The organism is Bifidobacterium olomucense (genome assembly GCF_012932375.1).
GTDB classification, from domain to species: domain Bacteria; phylum Actinomycetota; class Actinomycetes; order Actinomycetales; family Bifidobacteriaceae; genus Bifidobacterium; species Bifidobacterium olomucense.
In genome coordinates this window covers 117780-141986 of the sequence record NZ_JAAIIG010000006.1, presented here as the reverse complement: position 1 = coordinate 141986, position 24207 = coordinate 117780, and the positions used below count along the sequence as shown (strand labels likewise).

Annotated in this window: 10 protein-coding genes; 7 read left to right on the top strand and 3 right to left on the bottom strand. The window is 61.1% G+C overall.

What is annotated here, in order from left to right:
• Nucleotides 1-181 precede the first annotated feature (181 nt).
• Entirely contained in the window at nt 182-1198 is a 1017-nt protein-coding gene (locus tag G1C97_RS07845; RefSeq protein ID WP_169241283.1) for a LacI family DNA-binding transcriptional regulator, read from the bottom strand.
• 431 nt (nt 1199-1629) lie between these two features.
• Nucleotides 1630-6063 (bottom strand): prealbumin-like fold domain-containing protein, encoded by a 4434-nt coding sequence (locus G1C97_RS07840; protein ID WP_169241282.1) that lies wholly within the window; start codon nt 6061-6063, stop codon nt 1630-1632.
• A 577-nt stretch (nt 6064-6640) separates the two neighbouring features.
• Between G1C97_RS07840 and G1C97_RS12440 the strand changes: the two genes are divergently transcribed.
• From G1C97_RS12440 to malQ, 4 genes are all read left to right on the top strand, one after another.
• On the top strand, nt 6641-11017 hold the full coding sequence (locus tag G1C97_RS12440; RefSeq protein WP_169241281.1) for a SpaA isopeptide-forming pilin-related protein: 4377 nt from the start codon (nt 6641-6643) through the stop codon (nt 11015-11017).
• Nucleotides 11018-11089: 72 nt separating this feature from the next.
• Complete coding sequence (locus G1C97_RS07830; protein WP_169241280.1) at nt 11090-13033, top strand: SpaH/EbpB family LPXTG-anchored major pilin; 1944 nt, start codon at nt 11090-11092, stop codon at nt 13031-13033.
• Nucleotides 13034-13233: 200 nt separating this feature from the next.
• Nucleotides 13234-14412 carry a class C sortase gene (locus G1C97_RS07825; RefSeq protein WP_169241279.1) on the top strand — a complete coding sequence of 393 codons (1179 nt, stop codon included), beginning with the start codon at nt 13234-13236 and terminating at the stop codon, nt 14410-14412.
• Nucleotides 14413-15358: 946 nt separating this feature from the next.
• Nucleotides 15359-17665 carry a 4-alpha-glucanotransferase gene (gene malQ, locus G1C97_RS07820; RefSeq protein WP_169241323.1) on the top strand — a complete coding sequence of 769 codons (2307 nt, stop codon included), beginning with the start codon at nt 15359-15361 and terminating at the stop codon, nt 17663-17665.
• A gap of 372 nt (nt 17666-18037) precedes the next feature.
• On the opposite strand, the gene G1C97_RS07815 is transcribed toward malQ, so the two are convergent.
• Complete coding sequence (locus G1C97_RS07815; RefSeq protein WP_169241278.1) at nt 18038-19762, bottom strand: alpha-amylase family glycosyl hydrolase; 1725 nt, start codon at nt 19760-19762, stop codon at nt 18038-18040.
• A 265-nt stretch (nt 19763-20027) separates the two neighbouring features.
• On the opposite strand from G1C97_RS07815, the gene G1C97_RS07810 reads away from it, so the two are divergent.
• From G1C97_RS07810 to G1C97_RS07800, 3 genes are all read left to right on the top strand, one after another.
• A complete protein-coding gene (locus tag G1C97_RS07810; RefSeq protein ID WP_169241277.1) occupies nt 20028-21269 on the top strand; it encodes an extracellular solute-binding protein in 1242 nt (413 codons plus the stop codon).
• Between the two features lie 468 nt (nt 21270-21737).
• Complete coding sequence (locus G1C97_RS07805) at nt 21738-23111, top strand: carbohydrate ABC transporter permease (protein ID WP_169241322.1); 1374 nt, start codon at nt 21738-21740, stop codon at nt 23109-23111.
• The gene (locus tag G1C97_RS07800; RefSeq protein WP_169241276.1) at nt 23111-24007 is read left to right on the top strand and encodes a sugar ABC transporter permease; all 897 of its coding nucleotides are present in this window, start codon (nt 23111-23113) and stop codon (nt 24005-24007) included. Before G1C97_RS07805 ends, G1C97_RS07800 begins: the two co-directional genes overlap by 1 nt.
• Nucleotides 24008-24207: the final 200 nt, after the last annotated feature.

The window sequence follows — 24207 nt, the reverse complement described above, 5'->3', positions numbered from 1 at the left end:
CTCATATTGTTGGGTCATGATATGAATTGGCCGATAATAACGTAGTCATGATTGCTGATGACGTTTGTCTGAGACGGGAGACACGGCGACTCACGGAAGCGCAAAGATGGGATTGGCCGCGTGGGCGTCATGTCACCGGGTTGCGGCGGCAATGATGTTGCGGGTGCGACGGGGGCACCCGCTACGCACGCGGCGGCGCGGTGGTCTCGCGCAGCATCAGCGGCGTGGGCGGCTGGCGGAACGCAGCCTCGATCGGCGTGCCCGCGATGGCGTCCATCGCCAGTCGCCCGGCGTCCGCGCCCATCGCAAACGGATCCTGATGCACAGTAGTCAGTCCCACGGCAGGCGCCAGTCCGGCGTCATCGAATCCGATGATCGACAAATCCTGCGGCACCCGACGGCCATATTGACGCAGACGGTACAGTACGGGCAGAGCCAGGTCGTCGTCCTCGAAGCAGTAGGCGGTGATGTCGGCCGGGGCGGTGAGCACGGCGTTCAAAGCGGCGCTGGTCTCATCGGCGGACCCGCGTGGCACCTTGAGATGCGTCACCTCGACGTCTGGGTGCGCGTCGGTGGCGTCGAGCATGCCTTGAAGACGCGCCTCGGCGCTGTAGCGCATATTGGTTTCGGCCCGATACCCGCCCACGAATGCGATACGCCGATGCCCCAGCGCGATCAGGTGCTCGATGGCCGCGCGGGTGGCCGCCCGATCGTCGATGCTGACCGCCGCATCCACGCCCTCGGTGGAGGGGATGTTGATGCCCACGATCGGCACGTGCATATGCTTCAGGCGCGCCACCTCGTCCGGCTCGATGTTGAACGAGCTGACGATCACCGCGTCGGCGTTGCGGCGCACGGGCAGATCGACGAAGAAATCACGGCGCTCGCTGGCGCTGCGCATCGGGTAGACGACGGTGTCGTAGCCGGCCGGACGAAGTACGGAATCCAGACCGGCGAAAATATTCGAGTTGAACCAAGTGGTGATCGTTTCGCTGGCCAGCAGTGCGATGCGGAACGACTGCCCGGACTTCAGTGCCGCGGCCGAACGGGAGATGGAGTAGTCCAGTTTTTCGGCTGCGGCCATCACCTTGTCGCGGGTTTCGGGCAGTACGAGGTCCGGTTTGGCGAACGTGCGAGACACGGTGGATACGGAGACGCCGGCCTCCCGCGCCACCGCCTGAATGCTTGCCTTGGTCATTGGAACCGCCTTCGCCGTCTGGTTGTTACGCTTGCTCGTTGCGTCGCTCGCCCGCGGCTGATTTGCGTTGCCGACGTGCGGGCTGGTGGCTGGTCATGATCGGACATGGTTTTGCATGTTGTTGGCATGTCTTGATCATGGCCGCGCATGAATGGTGTCGTCATTGCTGTGACAACGATATCATGTGCGGTTCATAAGTGCGACGTGCGATTGTGCGATGTGCGATTGTGCGACGTGTGCTGTGTGCTGTGCCGCAGATTCGTCAGCGTACGTTAGTCCAGAGGAAAAACGCTTCCATCTGGGAAAACGTACGCTGAGTGTCAGTCAGCGTACGTTTTCCCAGATGAGGGGTCGTTTAGTCTGGAAGAACGTACGCTGAGGAGACCGACGGTCCGGATAGACGGGTTGTTTGGTCGCCCGCCCAACCCGAATCAGTCGTCCGAGCGACGGCGATGGGTGCGGCAGTAGCCCATGTAACAGGTGCCGGACAGCAGCAGCATCAGCACGCCGACGCCCAGAATCGCCGGAAGTCCGCGGCCGCCCGCCATCGGCAGAGTCGGGGTCGCGTAGTTCGCCAGCAGGTAGCCGCCGTCACTGCCCGTCTCGAATCCGGGTGCGAGGGCCGCGGCGCTGCCCACGCTCGTCTGCCCGCTTGCGGTGATGATGGTGGGTTTGTGGATGACGAGCGTGCTGCTGCCTTGGTATGGTGCGGTCACCGTGATGGCCCACTGGCAGTGCGGCGGCGCGAATCCGTCCGGGGTGCCGGTTTCGACCAGCCGATAGGTGCCGACCATCAGGCCGCCGAGCGCTATCGAACCGTCGTCGCCGCTGGTCTTGGCCTCGCCCACGCGCTTCCAGTCGGCAGCGTTGGCGGCGCTGGTGTTCGATTGCGCGCTCGCATCGGTACTCGCGTTGGCGGCAGAATCGTCCGTAGCTGTGCCCGTTTCTCCAGTCGAGCCGGAAGCCGCGCTGTCGATCGCATCCGGGTCGATGAGTCCGGCAGTCGGTGCTGAACCGGAACCGACCCAGCGGTAGAGCGCGAACGTGGCACCCGCGAGCGGTTTCACATCACCCGGCCCAGAGCCGCTCGAATCCGACCCGTCCACCTTGGTGAACGTGAACGTCACCGTATCCGCCACCAGTCCGACGCGTGTGTATCCGAAGTCGATGTTGTTCACCGCGGTGGCGGCCGTACCGCCAGCCCCAGTGCCAGTGGTGGTGGTCTTCACATGCGTGCCGTTGTAGGCGTGTGCGTCGGCGTCCACATACCCGGCCACCTCGGTCGGATCGCTGGGCGCGTTCATCACGAGCGTCACCTGCACGGACGAGCCGCCGGCGAGCTTCGCCTCGCTGCCGTCCGCGGCCCGGCTCAGGTCAATCGCCACGGCCTTGACCTTGGAATAGTCGTAGGTGCCGTGGTCAGTCTCGTCCCCCACGGCGGGCGGCGTGCAGTCCTCCCAGATTGCGGTGTCCGTCAGGTCGCGGTTCGCTTCGTTGGCGGCCCCGGTCGGCCCGAACAGATTCAGGCCGGCGACCTTGGAGCAGTACACTTTCGGCGCGAACCCTTGGTCGATGGCCTGCTGCACGTTCACGCTGCTGAGCGTGCCCCGCCAGCGCGGCGTGCTAGCGTCGACCGCCGTGTCCGAGGCGGACGTGTCGGAGCTGAGGTAGTTCTCCAGCGAATCGTAGAGCACGATGCCGCGCGCGGTGGTGCTGGGCGTGGGCGTATAGCGCAGACGGTATTCGTACTGGCCGGCGGCCCGCACCATCACTTCGTTGTTCTTGCCGTTGGTCCAGTCGAGCTGGGTGCCGCCGCGCACGTGCTTCTCCAGGCCGGACGAGGCGACCGTGTCGAAGGCGATGGTGGTGCTGGCCGCCTCGTAGAGGAACGTGAAGTTTGTGTTCATGGTGTCGAGCTTGCGCATGGCGGCGCGCTCGTCGCTGCTCCAGTTGTCGCCGAGCGTGGCGTCCGACAATCCGGTCAGGTCGTCGTTGTCGTCGCCGTCGGCGATGCCGCCGTTGTAGGTTTCGTAGGCCACCACGTTGTGCAGGTCCTTGGCGTTGTCCTTGTAGCCGAGATCGTTGGCGTCCTGCCAGCTGATGTAGGAGTCGAACCGCAGCGTCATGGTGGATTTGCCGGCGTCGCCGTTGGTGTACCGCAGGTTGGTGTAGCCGTCCGGTGCTTCGGCTTCCACTTTCAGCAGCGTGCGTCCGGATCCGCGATAGTTGGGGTAGGCTTTCGCGGTGAGAATGGTCATGACGGTCGTGTCGTCTACGGCAGTGACCTTCACGCTGTCCACATCGGGCGTCACGCCGGTGGGCAGCAGGTCGTAGAAGGTGCCGCGCTGCTGCGGGGTGGCCCAGTTCTTGTTCATGTACTCCTTGCTGTAGTCGCCGGTCTCGCCCATGGTGACCTTGTAGGGGATCTTGACGCGGCCGTTGACGGCGTCGCTCGTCCAGTTGCCGTCGATGGTCTTGCTTTTGATGGATTCCATGGCGAATGGCGTCAGGCGCTGTATGGCTCTGGCGTGGCAGATGGGCGCTCCGGTCGTTGTGCCCGCCCATGGTGGTCCGGAACGTCCGAATGCGGTGTCGTAGTCGTAGTATTGTTCGTCGCTGTTGAACGGGTCCACGTTGAATTGGCCGTGGTAGCCTTCGAACTGCCACTGGTCGTAGTCGCCCCAGTAGGGTGTGCAGGAACCATAATCGTTTCCGGTGATCTGCCGCCAGTCGAAGCCGGCGATGCCTTTCTTGCCTTGCTCGATCTGGTCCTGCGTGCGCACCACCATCGTGTTGTAGTCGGTGAGCGTCACGTAGTCATCGCGCAGTTCGTCGGTTGTCGCGGTTTTGGCGTCGTTGAGTTTCTTGAGCAGCGTCTTGACATGATCGCTGGTCATGAGCGTGATTCTCACGCCCAGGTTGAGCTCCACGGCGGCTGCGGTTTTGGATTCGTACACGGCCTTGATGGCGATGAAATGATCGAAGGGGTTGAGCTGCCAGGTGGCTCCGTTGGCCATTGCCATTTCGTTGACGCCGCCGTCGGCATAGCCGAGGTTGCCGCTGATGGGTTTCCATGCGGTGGTCCATTGCTTGGTGTCGTAATTCCATGTGGCGCTCAGGCCGTAGAGGTGCAGTTTGTCGGAATCCTTGTTCTGGTAATCGGTCCAGGGGTCGCGCACGGTCAGTCCCCAGTTGCCGGTGTCGTCCTGCGCCCAGTCGTATACCGTCCAGCCGCGTGCCGATTCGCTGAACTCGACGTCCGATGTGTCGCAGTAGCTTGATTGTGTTTCCGAGCAGCCCGTGGGGATGGTGATCGAGTCGATGTAGAAGTCGTCGGGTTGCAGTTTGGCGTAGCCTTGCGTGGGGAGGGTCGGGTCGCCTTGGCGGTCCGGTTCGGTGCCGCCCTGTTCCATCTGGCGCGGGTATTCCTCGCCGAAGAGGAAGTTGTCGTCGATGAATTCATGGCGCACGGTTTTCTGGCCGTATTCGGATTGGTCGGTGGGTGCCGTGTATGACGCGCCTCCGCTCGCACTGCCCGCTGCTGTGGTCAGGCCGTAGGTCCGGGCGGCGTAGTGGTTTTTGAACATGGTGGGATGTACGGCTTTGCCGATGTCAAGTGCGGTAAGGCCGCCTGTGATGGTGCATTCGGTGGTGGGGTGGTCGAAGTCTTCGTAGTTCGAGTAGTAGTCGCCGCAGGATTTGTCGAGGCGGTAGATGTCGCCGTCGTATGCGAAGGAGTTGTTCTTGATCTCCTGGTCGGCGGTGTTGCTTTTTTCGGTGGTGATGCCGTCGTCGTCGCCGGTGACCTTGCCGGTCACGCTGTTCTCGAACGTGTAGTTTTCGTCGGTGGGCAAGGACTCGCCGTCATAGTAGGTGACCACGTAGTAGGTGTAGGTGGTGCCGGGCGTGATGCTGACCGTGTAAGGCCCCGGGTCCCATGCGTCGCTTATGGGAGTTCCGGCGGCGTTCAGCAGGCCGAGTACGTCGCCGCCCAGACTGTCGGTGATGGTGTCGGTGATTTCGGCGGTGCCCGGTTGGGCGCCGGTGGCGGAAAGCGTGACCTTCCACTTCACATAGTGGTAGCCGTCGATGTATGCGCCGCTGTCGACCCAGTCGCTGGGCAGGAAATCCTCGGTCTCGCCCACGCTGTCGTAATACTTGAAAATGCTGGAGATGGTGATGCCGGTGTCGTTGGTCCCGGTGATTGGCGGGGTGGTTTTGGTTTCGTCGCTGCCTTTGATGGTGGCGCTGGAGGTGATGGAGCCGGTGCCTTTGCCGGCGTAGTCCTTGTCTGGCTTGGTGTTTTTGTCCGGCACGTCGCCGGCGGTGGCTGTGTAGGTGACTTGGATGCTGAAGGTGTTGGCTGCCGGGATGTCGATGGCGTTGGTGACGACGTACTCGTCGGTGGATTCGTCGTAGGTGTACTGCAGTCCGGTACCGGTGTTGTAGTTGGGTGCTTCTGGGACGGGAAGCTGCGCATCGCCGGTGGGTTTGCCGTCGCGTCCGGTGAACAGGTGGGCGGGAATGCGCCATTGGAGGTCGCCTGCGGGGATGGTTTCGCCGCCGCCGGCGCTGGACTGGCCGGACGAGGTGAGATCGAACTGGGCCGTGGCCGAGAGGGTGTCGTAATAGCCGCTCGGCGTAAACGTGATCTGGCCGGTGCTCGGGTCGATGGTGCCGTTGCTGGACGACTTGATCCATTGCGCCGTCAGACTGGTCACGGCGGAGGTGGCGCCTTCGGCTAGTGCGGTGGTGGGGCCGGGGCTGATGATGACGCACAAAGCCGTGACGACGAACGCTGCGAGCATGGTTGACAACGCTTGCAACTTTTTGGCGGTGAATCGTAGCTGTGGGGTTCTCTCCATTGCTCTCTCCCTCACGTAGGCATAGCTCGTCAATGAGTAGTACCGCATACGTATGCACATCAGTATACATGGGAATACGGGGGATGCATATACGGCGATTATGTGCAAATGACTGAAAATACTTGGATTTGTTAGCGCAAACATGCAATCGGAAGGGGGATGCTGTGATTTCTCTTTCGAACTGTGGACATGCCGAGTAGAAAAATGACAACGTTCGCGGTACACTGTCAACGTGACGGAGGTCATGCAAACAATGCCGTGGTTCAGTTAGCAAACGAATGCAAGATTTCCGGAAAAACAAACGTCACATAACGCCAAGCGACGTGCATAACCCTCAAAGCTGAGCTATGCACCAGCTGACTGCAGAGCTGCACAAGCCGCACAACGGCAAACGGCTCAGCAACAACTCAACAAACCGCAAACGTCAAACAACGACGCACAAATCAACGGCAACGCGAACCGGGCTGGACCGCAATGGTAAGGCGGTCACGGTGAAGAGAGAGCACCGAAGCCCGTGATGCGTGCAGCAGCGCAAAACACAGCGTCGCAAGGCGGAAGTACAGGAGATGAGGTAACCGTGATTCGCGAACATCGCAGGGGAGGCATAACGGCTGGATGCAAGTCCGTATCCGCCGCGATTCTTGCCGTCTCAATGATGCTCGCCACCGCCGTAGCCGGTGCCGTCACAGCCCCTTACGCCGCCTACGCCGACAACGGCACGTCTCCTGCAGCCGCCGGAACGGCAGGCATTTGCGTGCCAGAAACCCATAATCTTGGCGACAGCACCGCCACGGGTGCCATGAACGACACCGGTGTGGCCACCTATGTGGGCCGCAACTTCTTCGTCGGCACGCCTACTACGGATGCCAACAAACTGAACGGCAGCGACGCACCTGGCCCCGACGGCTCGTACGCCACGGAAATCGAAGGTCTGACGGTGGTGAAGGGCGATGCGCTGCTTCACCCATTGAAGGGCTTCTTCTCCGTTGGCACTGTTGCGTTCGGCTCCCAGTTCACCCCGCCGGTCAACAGCACCGTGCTCGCCGTGGGCGGTCAGGACAGCGGGTTCAGCCAAGTCGCGAACGGCGCGAACGTGAAGACGATGGCTTGGGGCACCGCGGCTGGTCTGAACCAGAAGATGAATGCCTCGAAACAGCAGATTACGGGTTACAACGCGAAGCTGGCCGGTACCACGACCCAGGCATGGGGCACGAAAACCGACAGCGTGTATCCGTACAGCTACGAGAAGGGCAATGCCGGCGGTGCAAACACCCCGTACGTGGCATGGAACGCCGATGCGAACGGCACCAACGTGCTCGCCAACGTGAACGGCACCGACTACTCCGGCCAGACCGCCGCAAACGTGCAGCTGTCCATCGAGCTTGTAGCCATCCCACAAAACGGCACGGTGACCGTCTCCGACGCTCCAAGCATCAGCGGCTACATCCGTTACAAGTACGACAATTCCCAGTCGTTCTCCGGCTTCAATCACAGTGAGAAGCTGCTCACCTTCACCGGTGACGGCCAGTCCCTGCTGCAGTCGTTCACCATCGATGCCGACCTGCTGAACCAGATCACCAATGCACAAGGCGTGAGCTACTGGTTCCGCAACATCCCGGACAACGCTTCCGTAGTCGTCAACGTAACCGGTACGAACAGCGGAACCAACGTCGTGTTCCAGAACGGCTGGCGCTTCTGGTGGGGCGGCAACGCGAACGCCAACATCACCGACAGCGACGTCAAAGAAATCTCCAACGGCTACGTCAACGGCAACGCGAACGCCAAAGCCTACGCCCATGCCGCGCAGGCGATCATGTGGAACTTCAAAGCAATCCTGTCCGGCAGTACACTCACCATCAAGGGCGGCCAGAACACCGCGAACAACGACGACCCGGCCGCCGCCATGCTCGGCAGCATCCTCGTGCCGTACGGCAGCTTTGAATCGCACGTGACCACCAACGGCCGTGTGATGGTCGGCGAGGACTTCGGCATGGCCAACCCGACCGTGGCGAAGAATTTCGGTGCCAGCAATACGCCCTCCGCATCCATCATCGACATGGATCAGGAGCGCCACAACCTGCCGTGGAATGGCTCGTACACTTCCGAATGCTCGGTGATCGGCTGGCAGAAGGTCGATGCGGCGAACATGACCACGCCGCTGGAAGGCTCCCAGTGGGGCATCTACGCCAGTGCAGCGGATGCCGAGGCTGGAACCAACCAGATTCTGTTGGTGGCCGACAACGGCAATAACGATTCCGACGCCACTGGCGGCACCATCAAGGTGCGCAGCCTCAATCCGAACGCCACCTACTACATCAAGGAACTCAAGGCGCCGGCCGGCTACCAGGCGAGCAACAAGATCTACACCGTCACCACCAGCGCAAAGGGCGAAACCGTCAACTGGGTGAGCGGTACTGCCGATAACGGCGAAACCATCACCGACGGCAAGATCGGCAATACGGTCGCCGGCGCAAGCATCACATGGGCCAAGGTGGCTGACGGTAACGACAGCGGCACCGTAACCAAGGGTCTTTCCGGCTCCGAATGGACGCTCACCAAGAAGGCGTCCGCCGGCGAAGCTGCGGATACCCAATGGAGCATTCAGGACAACACGTATGCCGTCACCGGCGTGACCGTGACAGACAAGGACGGCAAAACCGTCACTGCGCTCACCTTGACCGAAGGCGACACCACCGGCCTGACCGCCAAAGTCACCCCGGCTGGTGCCAGCCAGTCCGTGACGTGGATTTCCAGTGTGCCGACCGTCGCCGATGTGAACGCATCCGGCGGTGTGATGGCCTATTCAGCCGGCCAGGCCACCATCAAAGCGTGCGCGGTCTCCGATGCGACCAAGTGCGCTCAGGTGATCGTGACCGTCAAGACACCTGCTGTGAACTCGATCGAAATCCGCGACGAGAACAACCAGACAGTCGAGGCCAGCGACACCCTCAACATGAAAACCGGCGGCGCGGTGAATCTGACCGCCGTGGTCGATCCGGCCAAGGTAAAGGCCGTGTGGTCGTCGTCCAATCCGAAGATTGCCACGGTGAATGCAGCCTCCGGTGTCGTGACCGGCGTGGACACCGGCACCGTGACCATCACCGCGAAGGCCGGCGACAAAACCGCCACCGTGAGGGTGCGCGTCACCGACGATCAGAACACGCTCGTCTACGTCAAGAAGTCGGTGGTTTCCGGCTGGAATGACGCTTGGCTGTACTACGGCGTGAAGAACACATCGGCGGATAAGTGGACGTTCGTGCATCTGGAGCAGAGCTGCAACACCGACTATCTGTATGCCGAAGTGCCGCGACTGGGCGGCAGCAACGGCTTCGTACTTCACGATGCGAACAACAATTCGAGCAGCACGAACTGGTGGCCGGGCGGCACCGGTAAGGACGTGATGTTCAACAACCGCACGATCATTGTGATTGATTCGTACGATGCGAACAACAAGTACGCGGAAACCGCGCCCAACTGCACGTATGTGGCCGCTTCCGCTGCTGCCGCGCAGGACGATGCTGCTCAGGCTGATGCGGCTGCGCAGGCGGCCGAGTCGTGGGCGCGGCTGGGCGGGCAGGTGCCCGGTGGCGAGAGCGCTGAGGCCGCAGGTTCTGCAGAGATGACTGTCGACAAGTCCGCTGACGAGGCCGAACCGGCCGACTCCGGCACGCTCTCCGACGGCCGCGCGCTCGCCGAATGCGGCATCGACAAGGCCTACCGTTGTGACATCAACGGTACTGAGGGCATCTTCACTGTCAACGACCTGACTGACGGCACATACACGTTGGTCGAAAAGACCGCGCCGAACGGCTACACGCTCAACACCACCGTGTACGAGTTCACCGTGGCGAATGGCAAGGTCACATGGACGGGCGGCAAGAAGCCGAGCATCCTGACCGATGGCACCGTAGCAATCGCGGACAAGCCCACCGAAGTCAAGTGGTCGAAAACCGACAACAAAACCGGTGAACAGCTCGCCGGTTCGCAGTGGAAGATCGCCGCTTCCGACGGTCGTACCGACACGTTCTGCGTGGCCGACAACATCGGTGGCCAATCTGCCGCAATCGATGGTTGCGACGGTACTGAAGTTGCGGATTCCAACGAAACCGCCGGCGCATTTACCGTAAAGGGCCTTGCGTTCGGCACGTATCACCTGACCGAAACGAAAGCCCCGGCCGGCTACGATCGCGTCGCCACGGTGTACACCATCGTCATCGATCAAAGCGGCACCAAGATCACCGACGGCAACGGCAATGCCGTGACGGCGATTGCGAACAGCGAGACGCCGGTCGACGTAACGATTCCGGTGAAGAAGTCCGTGAAGCACACCAGCTGGCCGACCGATGCGAACGGTGCGTTTGTGCCGTTTACGTTCAAGATCGCGGCGTGGGATGCGAACCAGCCCGGCTCGATTCCGGTGCCCAGCAACTGCAGTTCGCTTGACGATTGCACGATTGCGCTTGCACCTGCCGCCGGTTCGACAGGAGAGACTTCGGTCACCGGTACGTTCGGCAAGCTGACGTTCACCGAAGGCACGCTCGCCGATGACGCTGGTGCTGACGGTACGTACGCGAAGACGTACGTGTACCGGGTGACCGAGGTTGTGCCGGACGCCGCCGATCAGGTGAAGGACTTGCGGTACTCCAAGGCCGTGTACAAGGTCACCGTGACCGTGCAGCACAAGAAGGCTGAGAACGGTACGCTTGCCGGTCTCACGGTCAGCGCCGTGATGACTCGCGTGACTGACGACTTCGGTAACAATACTTCGGGGGACGCTCCCGCCGCTGCCTTTGTGAATACGAAGGTGCTGACCGGATTGCCTGTTACGGGCATCGATTGGACCGGAAGACTGGTGCTTCTGGTCGGCGGCGGATTCATACTTGCCGGCCTTGTTGCCGCCGGCATCCATCGATTCATCACTCACCGGCGAGGGGAGGAAGACGCCGAGTCATAACCGCGTTGTACACACCCTGAACCTCATCACAAATGTAAGAACCTTTACACAGGAGTAGAGAAAGGAACAACCATGAACTCCCTGTTCAAGAAGGCGATCTCCGGAGCTGCGGCTCTGGGCGTCGCCGTCGCCGGCCTCGCGCTCGGCGCCTCCTCCGCCTATGCGGCGGATGATCCCAACTATCCGGCAAACCCGACCACGGGTAGCATCACCATCAACCTGCCATCTAATAACTATGAGCACACTTTCAACGGTTGGCATCTCGCCTCGCTAACCAGCATCACGTACAAGGTCAACGATGATGGCACAACGAAGAGCATCAACGGCTTCCTCATCGACACCGACAACGACATGGTCTCGGCTATTGAGGGTGCAATGACCGCCGATCAGCTGGCTGGCTATAAGGCTGATGGCAACTACTACACCGCTAACGGCATCGACAACAACCCAATGGGTTATCTGGTCGAGAAGGTATTCAAGGACCAATCCGGTGCCGCGCTGAGCGAGCTGAATTCCCCGTGGGGCGGCGACAGCTCGCCACTGCGCGCGTTCGCCACCTCGCTGCAGGCGGAGCTGGCCAAGAACGGCGCACAGCCTGCCGACAAGACTGGTAACAGTGCGCTGAAGACCGGCGCGAACGAGAACCTTGAGCAGGGCCTGTGGTTCCTTGAGGACGCCACCAACAACGAGGAAGTCGCCAAGAAGGAGACCAACTCCATCCCGATCATCACGCCGACCACCTTCGCCGGTGCCGACGGCTGGGGCACGGTGACGCTGAAGAACACCACCCCGACCATTGACAAGAAGCTTGTTGATCCGGACGGCAATGGCGGTTACACGGACAACACCAAGCCCGACTACGCGGTGGGCGACACCGTCTCCTACGAGCTGACCTCCAAGATCCCGACCTTCACCGGCTACGACATCGACCCGACGCTGAGCACAACCTCTGGTAAGACCCGTGTCTTCCAGATCATTGATACCGCGGATAAGGCGTTGACTGTGCCGGCGGCTGCTGCTATCAAGGACGGCGACCCGGTTGTGTCCGTCAAGGTCGGCACCACTAAGCTTCAGTACGGCAAGGACTACACCGTGTCCGTCGCGGATTATGACGACGACAACAACCCTGCCACCGATGTTCCGGACACCGACCTCTATAAGGGTGGCCACGTGACCACCATCGATCTCGCCAAGTACGTGAACATGGCTGATGAGTCCACTTCTAAGACCACCGGCAAGATCGACGAAGGTGCTACCGTCACCGTGATCTTCCAGGCCAAGCTGAACGCCAATGCGAAGATTTCCGATGCGAACTCCAACGACCCGCTGGAGAACTGGAACCGCGACGACCTGCGCTACTCCAACAAGCCGAACGAAGTGAGCGACGCCCACAAGGTTCCCGGCAAGGAAGTTCCGGTCTACGCTTACAAGTTCGGCATCCACAAGACCGACAAGGCTGGCACCAAGCTGCCCGGCGCCCAGTTCGTCATCAAGGCTGGTGCGGACACCTCCAACAATGGCAAGTACCTCGGCACGTACACCAACACCGCCGACGACAAGTCCGGTTGGAAGTATGAGAACACCAAGCCTACGGCTTGCACCGCCGATCAGATCACGAATAATAGCTGCACCACTGCTGGTGTCTTCGTGAGCGACGCCGATGGCAACATCGCGGTTGAAGGCCTTGACTCCGGTACCTACGAGGTCGAGGAGATCGCTCCTCCGGCTGGCTACACCGCCGTCAGCCTGCCGAAGTTCAACTTCACCATCACCCCGACCACGGGCAGTGAGGAGAATGGCCACAAGACCATTACGGCCGTGACCAACAGCAAGGATGGTACTGATGAACGTATCACCCTGTCTCAGGACGGCAAGACCCTGAACATCTGGAACGCCAAGAACATCACCGAGCTGCCGAAGACTGGTGGCGTGGGCCTCGTGATGATTATCGCGGCCGGTGCCATGTTCATCGCCGCTGGTGGTCTGTTCGCTCTTCGCGCTCGCCGCAAGGCCTGACGTGAATCCTTGAATGATGCTGGCGGAGGTCTTCTCTCCTTCATTCCTTCGCCGGCATCATGTCCGCCTCTGGCGTGCGGCGCCGCTTCCTCTCCTGAGCGGCGGCGCACGCCAGAGGTTCTCTCATATCCGTGAAAACGCTATCTGTCCGTCAACGTTCATCAACAACAATCTGAGTAGCGCCAAAGGAGGTGATGATCATGACCACAGCAGTCGCAAGCACAAGCACAAGCGCGAACAGTCGTAACGGCGCGTCCAACGAAATTAGCGAAACCAATCAAACGGACGCCACAATCGGCGAAATCAACAATCAAAAGCGTGCAGTCAACAAGGCCAGCGAAACCGGTCGCGCAACCGGCGAAATCAACGATAAGACCAGCGAATCCAGCACAGGCACAAGCGAGGTCGGCGACACAACCAACAAACCCAACAAATCCGGCAAGCCCAACAACAGTCGTGACAAAGGCTCCCTGCTGTTCAGCATCCTGTCCGTAGTGTTCCTGCTGATCGGACTGGCCATCATCACTACTCCGTTCGTAATGCGCGCCATCAACGAATACCGGCAAAACAACACCGTGCAGCAGGCACAAAGCGAGGTCGCCAACTGGCCGTACCCGCAAGCCGAAAACAAGCTCAAAGCCGCGCGCGCCTACAATCAGAAGCTTGCCGCAAGCGGCCAGACCACCATCGGCGAGGTCCAGGATCCCTTCACCAGCAACGCCGGCCAATCCACCACCTCCGACGCAGACGATTCCCTGGCCGCCAAAGACACCGAATACCAGAGTCTGCTCGACGCCGGCCAGGGCGTGATGGGATCCATCCGCATCCCCGAAATCGACGTGAACCTTCCCATCTACCACGGCACCAGCGACGACGCTCTGGCCGTGGGCGCCGGCCACCTGTACGGCACTTCGCTGCCGGTGGGCGGCAAATCCACACATGCCGTAATCACCGGGCATCGCGGACTGCCCGGCTCGCTACTGTTCACCCGCCTCGACGAATTGAAGGTCGGTGACTCCTTCTACATCGACGTGATGGGCGAAACCCTCGGCTACAAAATCGACCGCATCAGCGTGATCGAGCCCAGCGACTCCAGCAAACTGCGCATCACGCCCGGCGAAGACCGCGTCACCCTGATCACCTGCACGCCCTACGGCGTCAACTCGCACCGACTGCTGGTTTCCGCCGTGCGCGCCGAAATCCCCAACGAGGTGCCCGCGCCCGATGAAGTGCACGGCCTGAACACCACGTGGCTGGCGCTGGGCGGCATCGCAGCCGCCGTGCTGGCGTTGGTCGTGGTGACGGTGTTGCTTCGTCGGCGGCGGCGGGGCGGCTGTGACGTCTCTCTTCAGGCGCGTCACGCCGCTCGCCGCGGCTGACGCTCTTCGACCCCCGTATGGCGGCCTCCCTGTTGTGTTGTGCGAATTTGACTCACTGAGCTCGCGTCAGTGAGTCAAATTCGCAAGAGGGAGACCACAAGTGACGAGATGAGTCGGGCTTGTTTCTTAGCGTACGTTCTTCCAGAGTAAATCTCGCATCATCTGGAAAAACGTATGCTTACTCTCGCTCAGCGTACGTTTTCCCAGATGAGAGGTCTTTTAGTCTGGAGGAACGTACGCTGAGTGGTTGAGATTGCGGGATTGACGGTTTTGATACTTGGGTTGCGTGGCTGGTCGGTGGGCTCGACTGGTTGGTGTGGCCGGTTAGTGTGGCCGGTTGTGCGGTTGGTCGGTGGGCTCGGCTGGTTGGTGTGGTGTTGCTTCGGCGGCGGAGTCGGAGTGGCGGTGGCATCTCTTTCCAGGCTCGTCACGCCGCTCGCCGTGGCTGACGCTCTTCGACCCCCGTATGGCGGCCTCCCTGTTGTGTTGTGCGAATTTGACTCACTGAGCTCGCGTCAGTGAGTCAAATTCGCAAAAGAGAGTTCCGCAAGGCGAGTGGGGGTGAGGGCCCTCAACGCACCGATATCTTGCAATCGTTGTCAATCTGAGATACGGTATGAGACGAACGGCTTAAGCATTGGCCTGTAAGACTGCTGGAAACTCAACGTAGAGCGGCTTCTAGGTAGTAATGCAAACGATGAGCAACTATAGAGCGTATAAGGAGTCTGTAATGACAGATGAACAAAGCAACGGTGCGGTTGCCGAGGCAGTGGCCAAGACGGGTGCAGAAGAAACTACAGTGATTGATATGGATACAAAGAACAACGTGGCGGCTGCGGCAGATACGGGGGAGTCTGAGGCGGCGAAGAAAGGTGTACAGGAGGCCGTGGTGATTAACGCGCTTGAAGGGGAGTCTGCGGTGACTGAGACGGCCGAGGCGACTGCGATGGCCGCGACGGCCGCAACAGCCGCGACAACCGCAACAGCCACGGCATATGCGGAAGAAGCTGCGCAATCCTCGCGGTCTTCCGAACCCACCCAGCGCACGGAAAGCGCGGCGCGACTGGCCCGCCCATTGATCAGGCTCGCCAAGGCGTCCGGCCTGGCCACTTCATTTATCGATCAGCTCGGCACCTACACCGAAATCAGCGACGAGGCGCTGATCGCCGTGCTCAAGGCCCTCGACGTGGACGCCTCGACCCCGGAAGCCGTCGCGCAATCCATCGAGAATCTTGAAGCCGCCGAACGCGCGCAGCTGCTGCCGCCCACCGTCGTGGCGGTCGTCGGCAAGAAGACCCGCATCGAACTGAACTGCGCTTCCGATGCGGACGTGAACGTCAGCATCAGGCTCGAAGACGGTTCGGCATTCACAGACTTCACCGTACTGCCGGACTTCAATGCCGATCATCCGGTGCTGACGCTCGATGCGGACCTGCCGATGGGCTATCACACACTGACGGTCGCGGTCGTCGCGCCCGACGACGCCCTCGCAACCACAGCTCCCGCCGCCACCGGCACCGCAGCCCCGGACACCCGCACCGGCACCGCCGCCATCATCAACGCCCCCGCGCGCATCCCGGTGCCCGAAGCGGTGCAGGAACACCACCGCTGGGGCTGGATGACGCAGATGTATTCCGTGCGCTCGCACGAATCATGGGGTGTAGGCGACTACGGCGACTTGAAGCGCATGTTGGCCGACGCGGCGCACAAAACCGGCGCGGACTTCATGCTCATCAACCCGATTCACGCCGGCGCTCCGATCCCGCCGCTCGAACCTTCACCCTACCTGCCGGAATCCCGCCGATTCCTCAACGTCACCTACATCCGTCCGCAGGACATCCCCGAATACGCCACGTTGAGCGCCGAGGCCCGTGCGAAGGTCGATGCCTTGCACGCCGAAGTGGCGCACCGCAACGAGGAATCCACGCCGATGGACATCAACGCGGCATGGGATGCCAAGCGCCCCGCCCTGCGCCTCATCTTCGACGCCGGCCGCAGCGCCGAACGCGAACAGGCATTCGAAGCTTTCAAAGCCGCGGCCGGCCCGGACCTCGACTCCTTCGCCACATGGTGCCTCTGCTTCGAGCTCTGGGGCGCGCCATGGGGCGAAAACCGCTGGTTCTTCGAGAAAACCATCGACGATCCGTCCGTGCAGGGGCTGGTCGCCGCCCACCACGATCTGTTCGAGTTCAACCGCTGGCTGCAGTGGATCGCCGCCGAACAGGTGACCGCCGCGCAGCAAGCGGCCATGGAAGGCGGCATGACACTGGGCCTCATGCAGGATATGGCGGTCGGCGTGCATGGCCTCGGCGCAGACGCCTGGGCCAATCCCGAGCGTTTCGCCACCGGTGGCGTAACCGTCGGCTGCCCGCCGGACTTCTACAACCAGCAGGGGCAGGATTGGGGTCAGCCGCCGTTCAATCCACGCTACTTGGAGGCCACCGGGTACCGGGTGTACCGCGAGATGGTGCACTCCATGTACGAGCATGCGGGCGCGGTGCGCATCGACCATATGCTCGGCCTGTTCCGCCTGTGGTGGATTCCGCAGGGGCTGGGCGCGCGCAACGGCGCGTACGTGATGTACAACCACGAGGCGATGCTCGGCGTACTCGCCATCGAAGCCACGCGCGCCGGCGGCATGGTCGTGGGCGAAGACTTGGGCACCGTGCCCGATTACGTGCGTCAGATTCTCGCCGAACGCGGCGTGCTCGGCACTGATGTCGAATGGTTCTCGCGCGAAAATGACTCCCCGAACGCGGGTGACCCGTACAAGGGTCCGGAAGAATACCGCAAGCAGGCGCTCGCCTCGGTCACCACGCATGATCTGCCGCCGACCGCCGGCTACCTGACGTTCGAACACGTCAAGTTGCGCGAGGAACTGCATCTGCTCAGCGAGCCGGTGGAAGAGTTTGCGGCGGCCGCGATGGCCGAACGTACCGCCATGATGAACCGTTTGGTGGAGAACGGCTACATCAGCCAGTCGGTTGCCGACGACGTGCCCGCCCACATTCAGGAAATCGTCGAGGCGCTGCACGCCATGCTCACCGATACGCCGTCACTGCTGCTGCAGGCCGCGCTGGTGGATGGCGTGGGCGAGACGCGCTCGCAGAACCAGCCGGGTACGTCCAGCGAATACTCCAACTGGCGTGTGCCGCTGGCCGACGGCGAAGGTCATGTGGTTGCGTCCGGCGACGTGTTCGACCTGCCGCGCGTGCAGTCGCTGGCCGCCGTGATGCGCGGCGACCGCAAGTAGCGCACGTTGCGCACGTGTCGCACGTAGCGCAAGTCACGTAAGTGACGTACGTAGCGCCGCAAGTAATGCAAGCTGACAGCGGCCGTACGTAAGCAAGTAACGCACGGCCGCCCGCCCGCCACGCCTACCGTACTTTTCGTGCGATTAGACTGTTTCCCTTCAGTTTTTGTAGGTCTTACCGTTCTTTTCGCACGATTCGATCGTTTTCCGCCGTTTTTGGCGGGGGTAATCGTACTTTTCGTGCGAATTTGACAGTTTCGCGGGCCTACTGTACTTTTCGTGCGATTCGACTGTTTCAGGTCCGTTTTTGCGGGACTTGCCGTACTTTTCGCGCGATTTGGTTGTGTGACTGCGGGGCTGTTTGCTGCGGATTCAGGCTGCCTTGAGAATGACGAACGATTGCGGCGGCAGCAGCAGCGTCGCGCCGGATGCCGTAACGCACACGTCGGGCGACGATTCCCAGCCGAGGCTGGCCAGTACCGTCGCGTTCGCGGCGAACGCTGCCGGAACATCGATGGTTTCCTCGTCGCGTCCCGGATTCATCGCAATCAACAACGATTCCGATTGGTCCGCAGCCGAACGGACGTACGCGAACGTGCGGCCGTCCGACGGCGCGGCGGCCACGTCAAACGCAGCGTACGAACCCAACGCAGGATGCTTGGTGCGCAACTTCAGTACCAGCTGAATCCAGTGCCACAGCGAATCCGGGCGCGCCTTCGCCTCGGCAACGGTCGGCGGCACCGCGCCGCTCGGTTCGTCCGCAGCCCCCGACTCGACCGGCAGATACAGTGCCTCCGCGCTCGCGACCGCCGAGAATCCGAGATTCGGCGCCTTCGCATCCCACTGCATCGGCGTGCGGCTGCCGGTGCGCACATAGCCGCCCTCCTTGGTGGGCAGCGGGCGGTAGCGCATGCCGATTTCGTCGCCGTAGTAGAGGAACGGGCAGCCCGGCATGGTGAACAGCATGCCGTACGCCACTTGGAGTTCGCGTTCGGTCAGTCGCTGGGCCGTGCGCAGGGTGTCGTGATTGCAGGTGATGAGGTCGAACAGTCCGCCGGCCCGTTCGGCGTCGCGAAGCTGCGGCAGGTACTGGTCGAGGAACGGCCTGATCGAAGTGCCGGAGTCCGCGTTGAAATAGCTGGCGTCGTTCTCATGGACCAGTGGCGTATCGGTGTTGCGCAGCAGCATGTTGTAGCCGTTCGGATTGCCGTCCCAACGCCAGTCGAGGTAGAAGTCCATGTCGAATCCGGCTTGCATCGACTCGTGCGGGCGGCCCCATTCGGATACGAACGCGGCGTCCGGAAACTCGGGGCGGATCTTCGAGAACAGGTACTGCCAGGTGCGGATGGTGAAGGGCTTGCCGTCGTCGTCATGCTTGACGAGGCTGTCGGCCATGTCCACGCGGAAACCGTCCGCGCCGCGGGAAAGCCAGAAACGCATCACGTTCAGCATCGCCTCGCAGGTGGCGAGGGCGTCCGGGCCCAGCGCCGGTTTCTGCCACGGGTGCTTCGGGTGCGCGAAACCGTAGTTGAGCGCCGGCTGGCATTTGAAGAAGTTCAGGATGTAGGTGCCGTCGCGTTCGGTTTCGCCGCCGATGAACGGCAGTCCGTCGCCGCCGGCAATCCACGAGTCGGTCCAGATGTAGCGTTCGGAGACGTTCTCGCCGCCGCTCAGCGTACGATCGGCCGGGTCGGGGCGGCAGGAGGCGCGGAACCACGCGTGTTCTTCGCTGGTGTGGCCGGGCACCAGGTCGAGCAGTACGTGCATGCCGCGTTCGTGTGCGGCGGCGAACAGGGCGACGAGATCGTCGTTGGTGCCGTATCGCGCGGCTACGCGGGTGTAGTCGCGCACGTCATAGCCGGCGTCTTTGAAGGGGGAGTCGAAGCATGGATTGATCCACAGCGCGTTGCAGCCGAGGTCGTTGATGTAGCCGAGTTTGCCGATGATGCCGGGGATGTCGCCGATGCCGTCGCCGTTGGAATCGGCGAAACTCTGCGGATAGATTTCATAGAATCGCGCTTCGGCAAGCCAGCTTGGGTGGGAGGATGAGGCGTCGGAAATGGTGTTTGCTTGAGTGTGTCGCGGTTGTGCAGTCATCGAAACTCCTTTGTTTTCGCGGGTTTTCGTCGGTTTGGCCCACTTGCAATACTACTGGTTTAGCAAATATTGCCAACGTATGCAAAAAAACGTGGTACACTTACAAACAACGATGTTCCGCAGCGTTGCAAACACGAAACATTTCAAGGCATAACCAAGATGATGCGAGCGTATGCAACACGATATCCAGTGATGGGTTGAGAACGTGTGCATCGAAACAGGAATTTTGGACGTAACAGGCCAAGGAAAGAGAAAGGATCGATCAATGATGATCAACTGGAAGAAGGCCATCGGCCTCACTGCTGCAGCCGCCATGCTGCTGCCGCTCGCCGCGTGCGGTGGCTCCGACTCCTCCAAGGGCGCTGCCTCCTCCTCCGAAGGTGGGGCCGTAACCCTGAAGGTCTGGGCTCCGCAGGAGGATCAGGACGGCGACAACTCCTGGCTGTCCCAGGTTGAGGCCAACTTCGAGAAGGCCCACCCGGAGTACAAGATCACGTGGAAGAACGACGTCGTCTCCGAGGGTGACGCCTCCAAGACCGTGCAGACCGATCCGGCTTCCGCCGCCGACGTCTACATGTTCGCTTCCGATCAGCTCGGCACCCTTCTTGACGCCGGTGCCATCGGCCAGCTCGGTACCGACGCCGCCGCTCAGGTCAAGAAGCAGAACAACGATACGGAAATCAACTCCGTCACCGGTTCCGACGGCAACCTGTACGGCGTGCCCTACACCGGCAACACGTGGTTCATGTACTACGACAAGTCCGCATTCTCCGAGGACGACGTCAAGAGCCTCGACGCCATGGTTGCCAAGGCCCCTGTCGCCTTCCCGCTGTCCAACTCCTGGTACATCGGCGGCTTCTACTCCGGCCTGACCCTCTTCGGCGAGAAGGGCAACGATGCTGACGCCGGCATGGTCTTCCCGAAGGATTCCGTGGACATCACCAAGTACCTGGCCGGCCTCGTCGCCAACCCGAACTTCCATGACTCCGCCGATAACTCCGGCCTGTCCGAACTGCAGGCGGGCACCGTCAAGGCCTACTTCTCCGGCACTTGGGACGCCGCCACCATCAAGAAAGCCCTGGGTGACAACTACGCCGCTGCCCAGCTGCCGACCTTCACCGTCAACGGCCAGACCAAGCAGATGAAGTCCTTCGCCGCCACCAAGGCCGCCGCGTACAACCCGAACGCCAAGAACCCGAAGGTCGCCGCACAGTTCGCTGCCTACCTCGGCTCCACCGAATCCCAGAAGCTGCACTACGAGCTGCGTCAGATTCCGCCGTCCGACAAGTCCCTCGCCGACCTGACCGCCGACGATCTGGCCGCCAAGGCCCAGTCCGACACCATGGCCAACACCGCCATCGTCCAGTCCGGCCTGTCCGGCATGAACGACTGGTGGACCCCGGCCGAAACGTTCGGCAAGGCTCTGGTCAACAAGGAAGTCACTGCTGACAACGCTCAGGAGAAGACTGACGCTTGGGTCAACCAGGTCGGCAAGTACGCTGAGTGACCTTTCGATGGTCAAACATCGATAATCAAACACTTGGGCGATACGTATACCCCCTAACTCCTTCGTGTCGCCCAACGCAACTTTCCCAACCCAACAACTCAAACCAACAACTCAACAAAACTGAATATCGAAAAACTGAACACATAACTGAACAGCCGAAAGGCACTGTGCTGGAGGTCCGTCAAAGGTACGCCAGTTGCGGGCGGATGATGGGAAACCGCGCATCCGCCCGCAATCCCCAGCACTTATCAGTGGTTTCATCTTCTTGTTTCTCCTCCTTCATTGCCAGGCAGAGCTCGGGCGACGTGCAAGCGATGCCCGAGCTCTCCGTGGGTTTAGCGGGAATCGCGTGTACCATACCGGCGACGGAGCCGCCAAGAGCGATGATGGGGGAATGTACCAATTAGCAATCGTTATTGTGAGAGGCGGTAGGGTGCGATGAGCACAGCAACCCTTTCCCGGCGGGAGATGAGGCTCCGCAAGAAAATGGGCGCCGATTACGTGGCTCCTTCTCCATATTCGGTGAAGGCCGCGCTGACCAACGGCGACGTTTTCACCAAGCTGTCCGCGGTCGTCTTCGGCCTCGGCAACATCGTTCGCAAGCAGTATGTCAAAGGCGTCGCGCTGCTGGCGCTCGAAATCGCGTTCATCGCGTTCATGATCACGAACGGCGCGAGCTACCTGAGCAAACTGCCCAGCCTGGGCACGCAGAAGCAGGGCAAGCAGCTGGTGGATGGCTTCTGGGTCTACATCGCCGGCGACAACTCCGTCATCATCCTGCTCTACGGTGTGTGCACATTGGTGGTGTGCGTGCTGTTCGTCTACCTGTGGACCATCTCCCTGAAAACCGCGTACAAGGCCGAATGCCTGATGCGCGACGAGGGCAAGGCGCCGAGCGTTGCGGACGATTTCCGCGCACTGACCGACCAGAAGGCCAATCAGCTGCTCATGTTCCTGCCCACCCTCGGCATTCTGGTGTTCACCGTGCTGCCGTTGATCTTCATGATCTCGATGGCCTTCACCAGCTACGATCACAAGAACCTGACCCTGTTCGACTGGGTCGGTTTCAAGAACTTCGCTGAAGTCTTCTCCAACAAGGGCGGCACCGTCAACGCCGGACTGTTCATGTCCGTGCTGGTGTGGACGCTGGTCTGGGCGTTCTTCGCCACCTTCCTGAACTTCTTCCTCGGCATGTTCTTCGCGATGATTATCAACCGCAGAACCACCCGATTCAAGGGATTCTGGCGTGCGTGCTTCTCGATGTCCATCGCCGTGCCGCAGTTCGTCTCCCTGCTGGTCATGCGTACGATGCTGCAGCCCACCGGTGCCATCAACCGACTGCTGATGGAGTGGGGTTGGATCGATTCCGCACTGCCGTTTTTCACGAACGCCACGTGGGCGCGCGTCACCGTGATCATCATCAACCTGTGGGTCGGTATTCCGTACACGATTATGCAGATCACCGGTATTCTGCAGAACATTCCGGCCGACCTGTACGAGGCGGCCAAGATCGACGGCGCGAACTGGTGGCAGATCTTCACCAAGATCACGATGCCGTACATCATCTTCGTGCTCACCCCGTACCTGATCACCACGTTCACCGGCAACGTGAACAACTTCAACGTGATCTACCTGCTGTCCGCCGGCAATCCGACGCCGGTCGGTTCATCCGCCGGCAAGACCGACTTGCTGATCACCTGGCTGTACAAGCTGACGGTCGATAAGAACGACTACAACCTCGGTGCCGTCATCGGCATCATGACGTTCATCGTGCTCGCGGTGGTGTCGCTGATCACCTACCGCAATTCCGGTTCCTACAAGAATGAGGAGGCGTTCCGCTGATGAGCAACCACAGCATTCAGAAGGCTGAATCGCACAGCCTCATGCACGATGCGAAGAAGCGTCGCATTCTGGGAGACGTGCTTTCGCACCTGTTCCTCGCCGTCATGGCCGTGATCTGGCTCGTGCCGATCGTCTGGGTGTTCGCCGAAAGCTTCAACAAGAACACCGCCCCGTACACGAAGACGTTCTTCCCGACCGAGTTCTCGCTGGACAACTACATAGCGCTGTTCACCGACCGGTCCGTGCTGAACTTCCCGAAGATGTTCATGAACACGTTCATTGTGGCCGTCTTCGTGTGCCTGATCTCCATGTTCTTCGTGCTCTCGGTGGCCTACTGCATGAGCCGTCTGCGCTTCCGCACGCGCCGTACGTTCATGAACGTGGTGCTGATCCTCGGCATGTTCCCGGGCATCATGGCCGTCTCCGCCATCTACTTCATCCTCAAGGCTGTGGGTCTGACCGGTGAAGGCCTGACCACGATCGCCCTGATTCTGGTCTATTCGGCCGGCTCCGGCGCTGGTTTCTACGTGATGAAGGGCTATATGGACACCATCCCGACCTCGCTCGACGAGGCCGCGATGCTTGACGGATGCACCCGTTTGCAGGTGTTCTACAAGATCATCATCCCGATCTGCAAGCCCATGATCGTCTATCAGGCCATCATCGGCTTCCTGACCCCGTGGCTCGACTTCGTGATGGCCAAGGTGATCTGCCGTACGCAGTCCAACTACACGGTCGCGCTTGGCTTGTGGCTCATGCTCGACAAGGAGTACATCCAGAACTGGTACGCGCGCTTCGCCGCCGCAGCCGTGGTGATCTCCATCCCGATCGCCGTCCTGTTCATCGTCATGCAGCGCTTCTACCAGGAGTCGATGTCGGGGTCTGTTAAAGGCTGACGCGTTAAGCGGGAAGTCCGGTGGACTTCCCGTAGCGTCAGCCTGAGCGAGGCGATAGCCGAGCGAAGGTCGGATTGAGTCTCGCCGAAGGCGAGTCCGTAATTGCTGGGCCGAAGGCGAGCCGTTAAGCAGGAAGCCCGGTGGGCTTCCCGTAGCGTCAGCCTGAGCGAGGTCCGTTCTTGCCGCACCTGACACACATA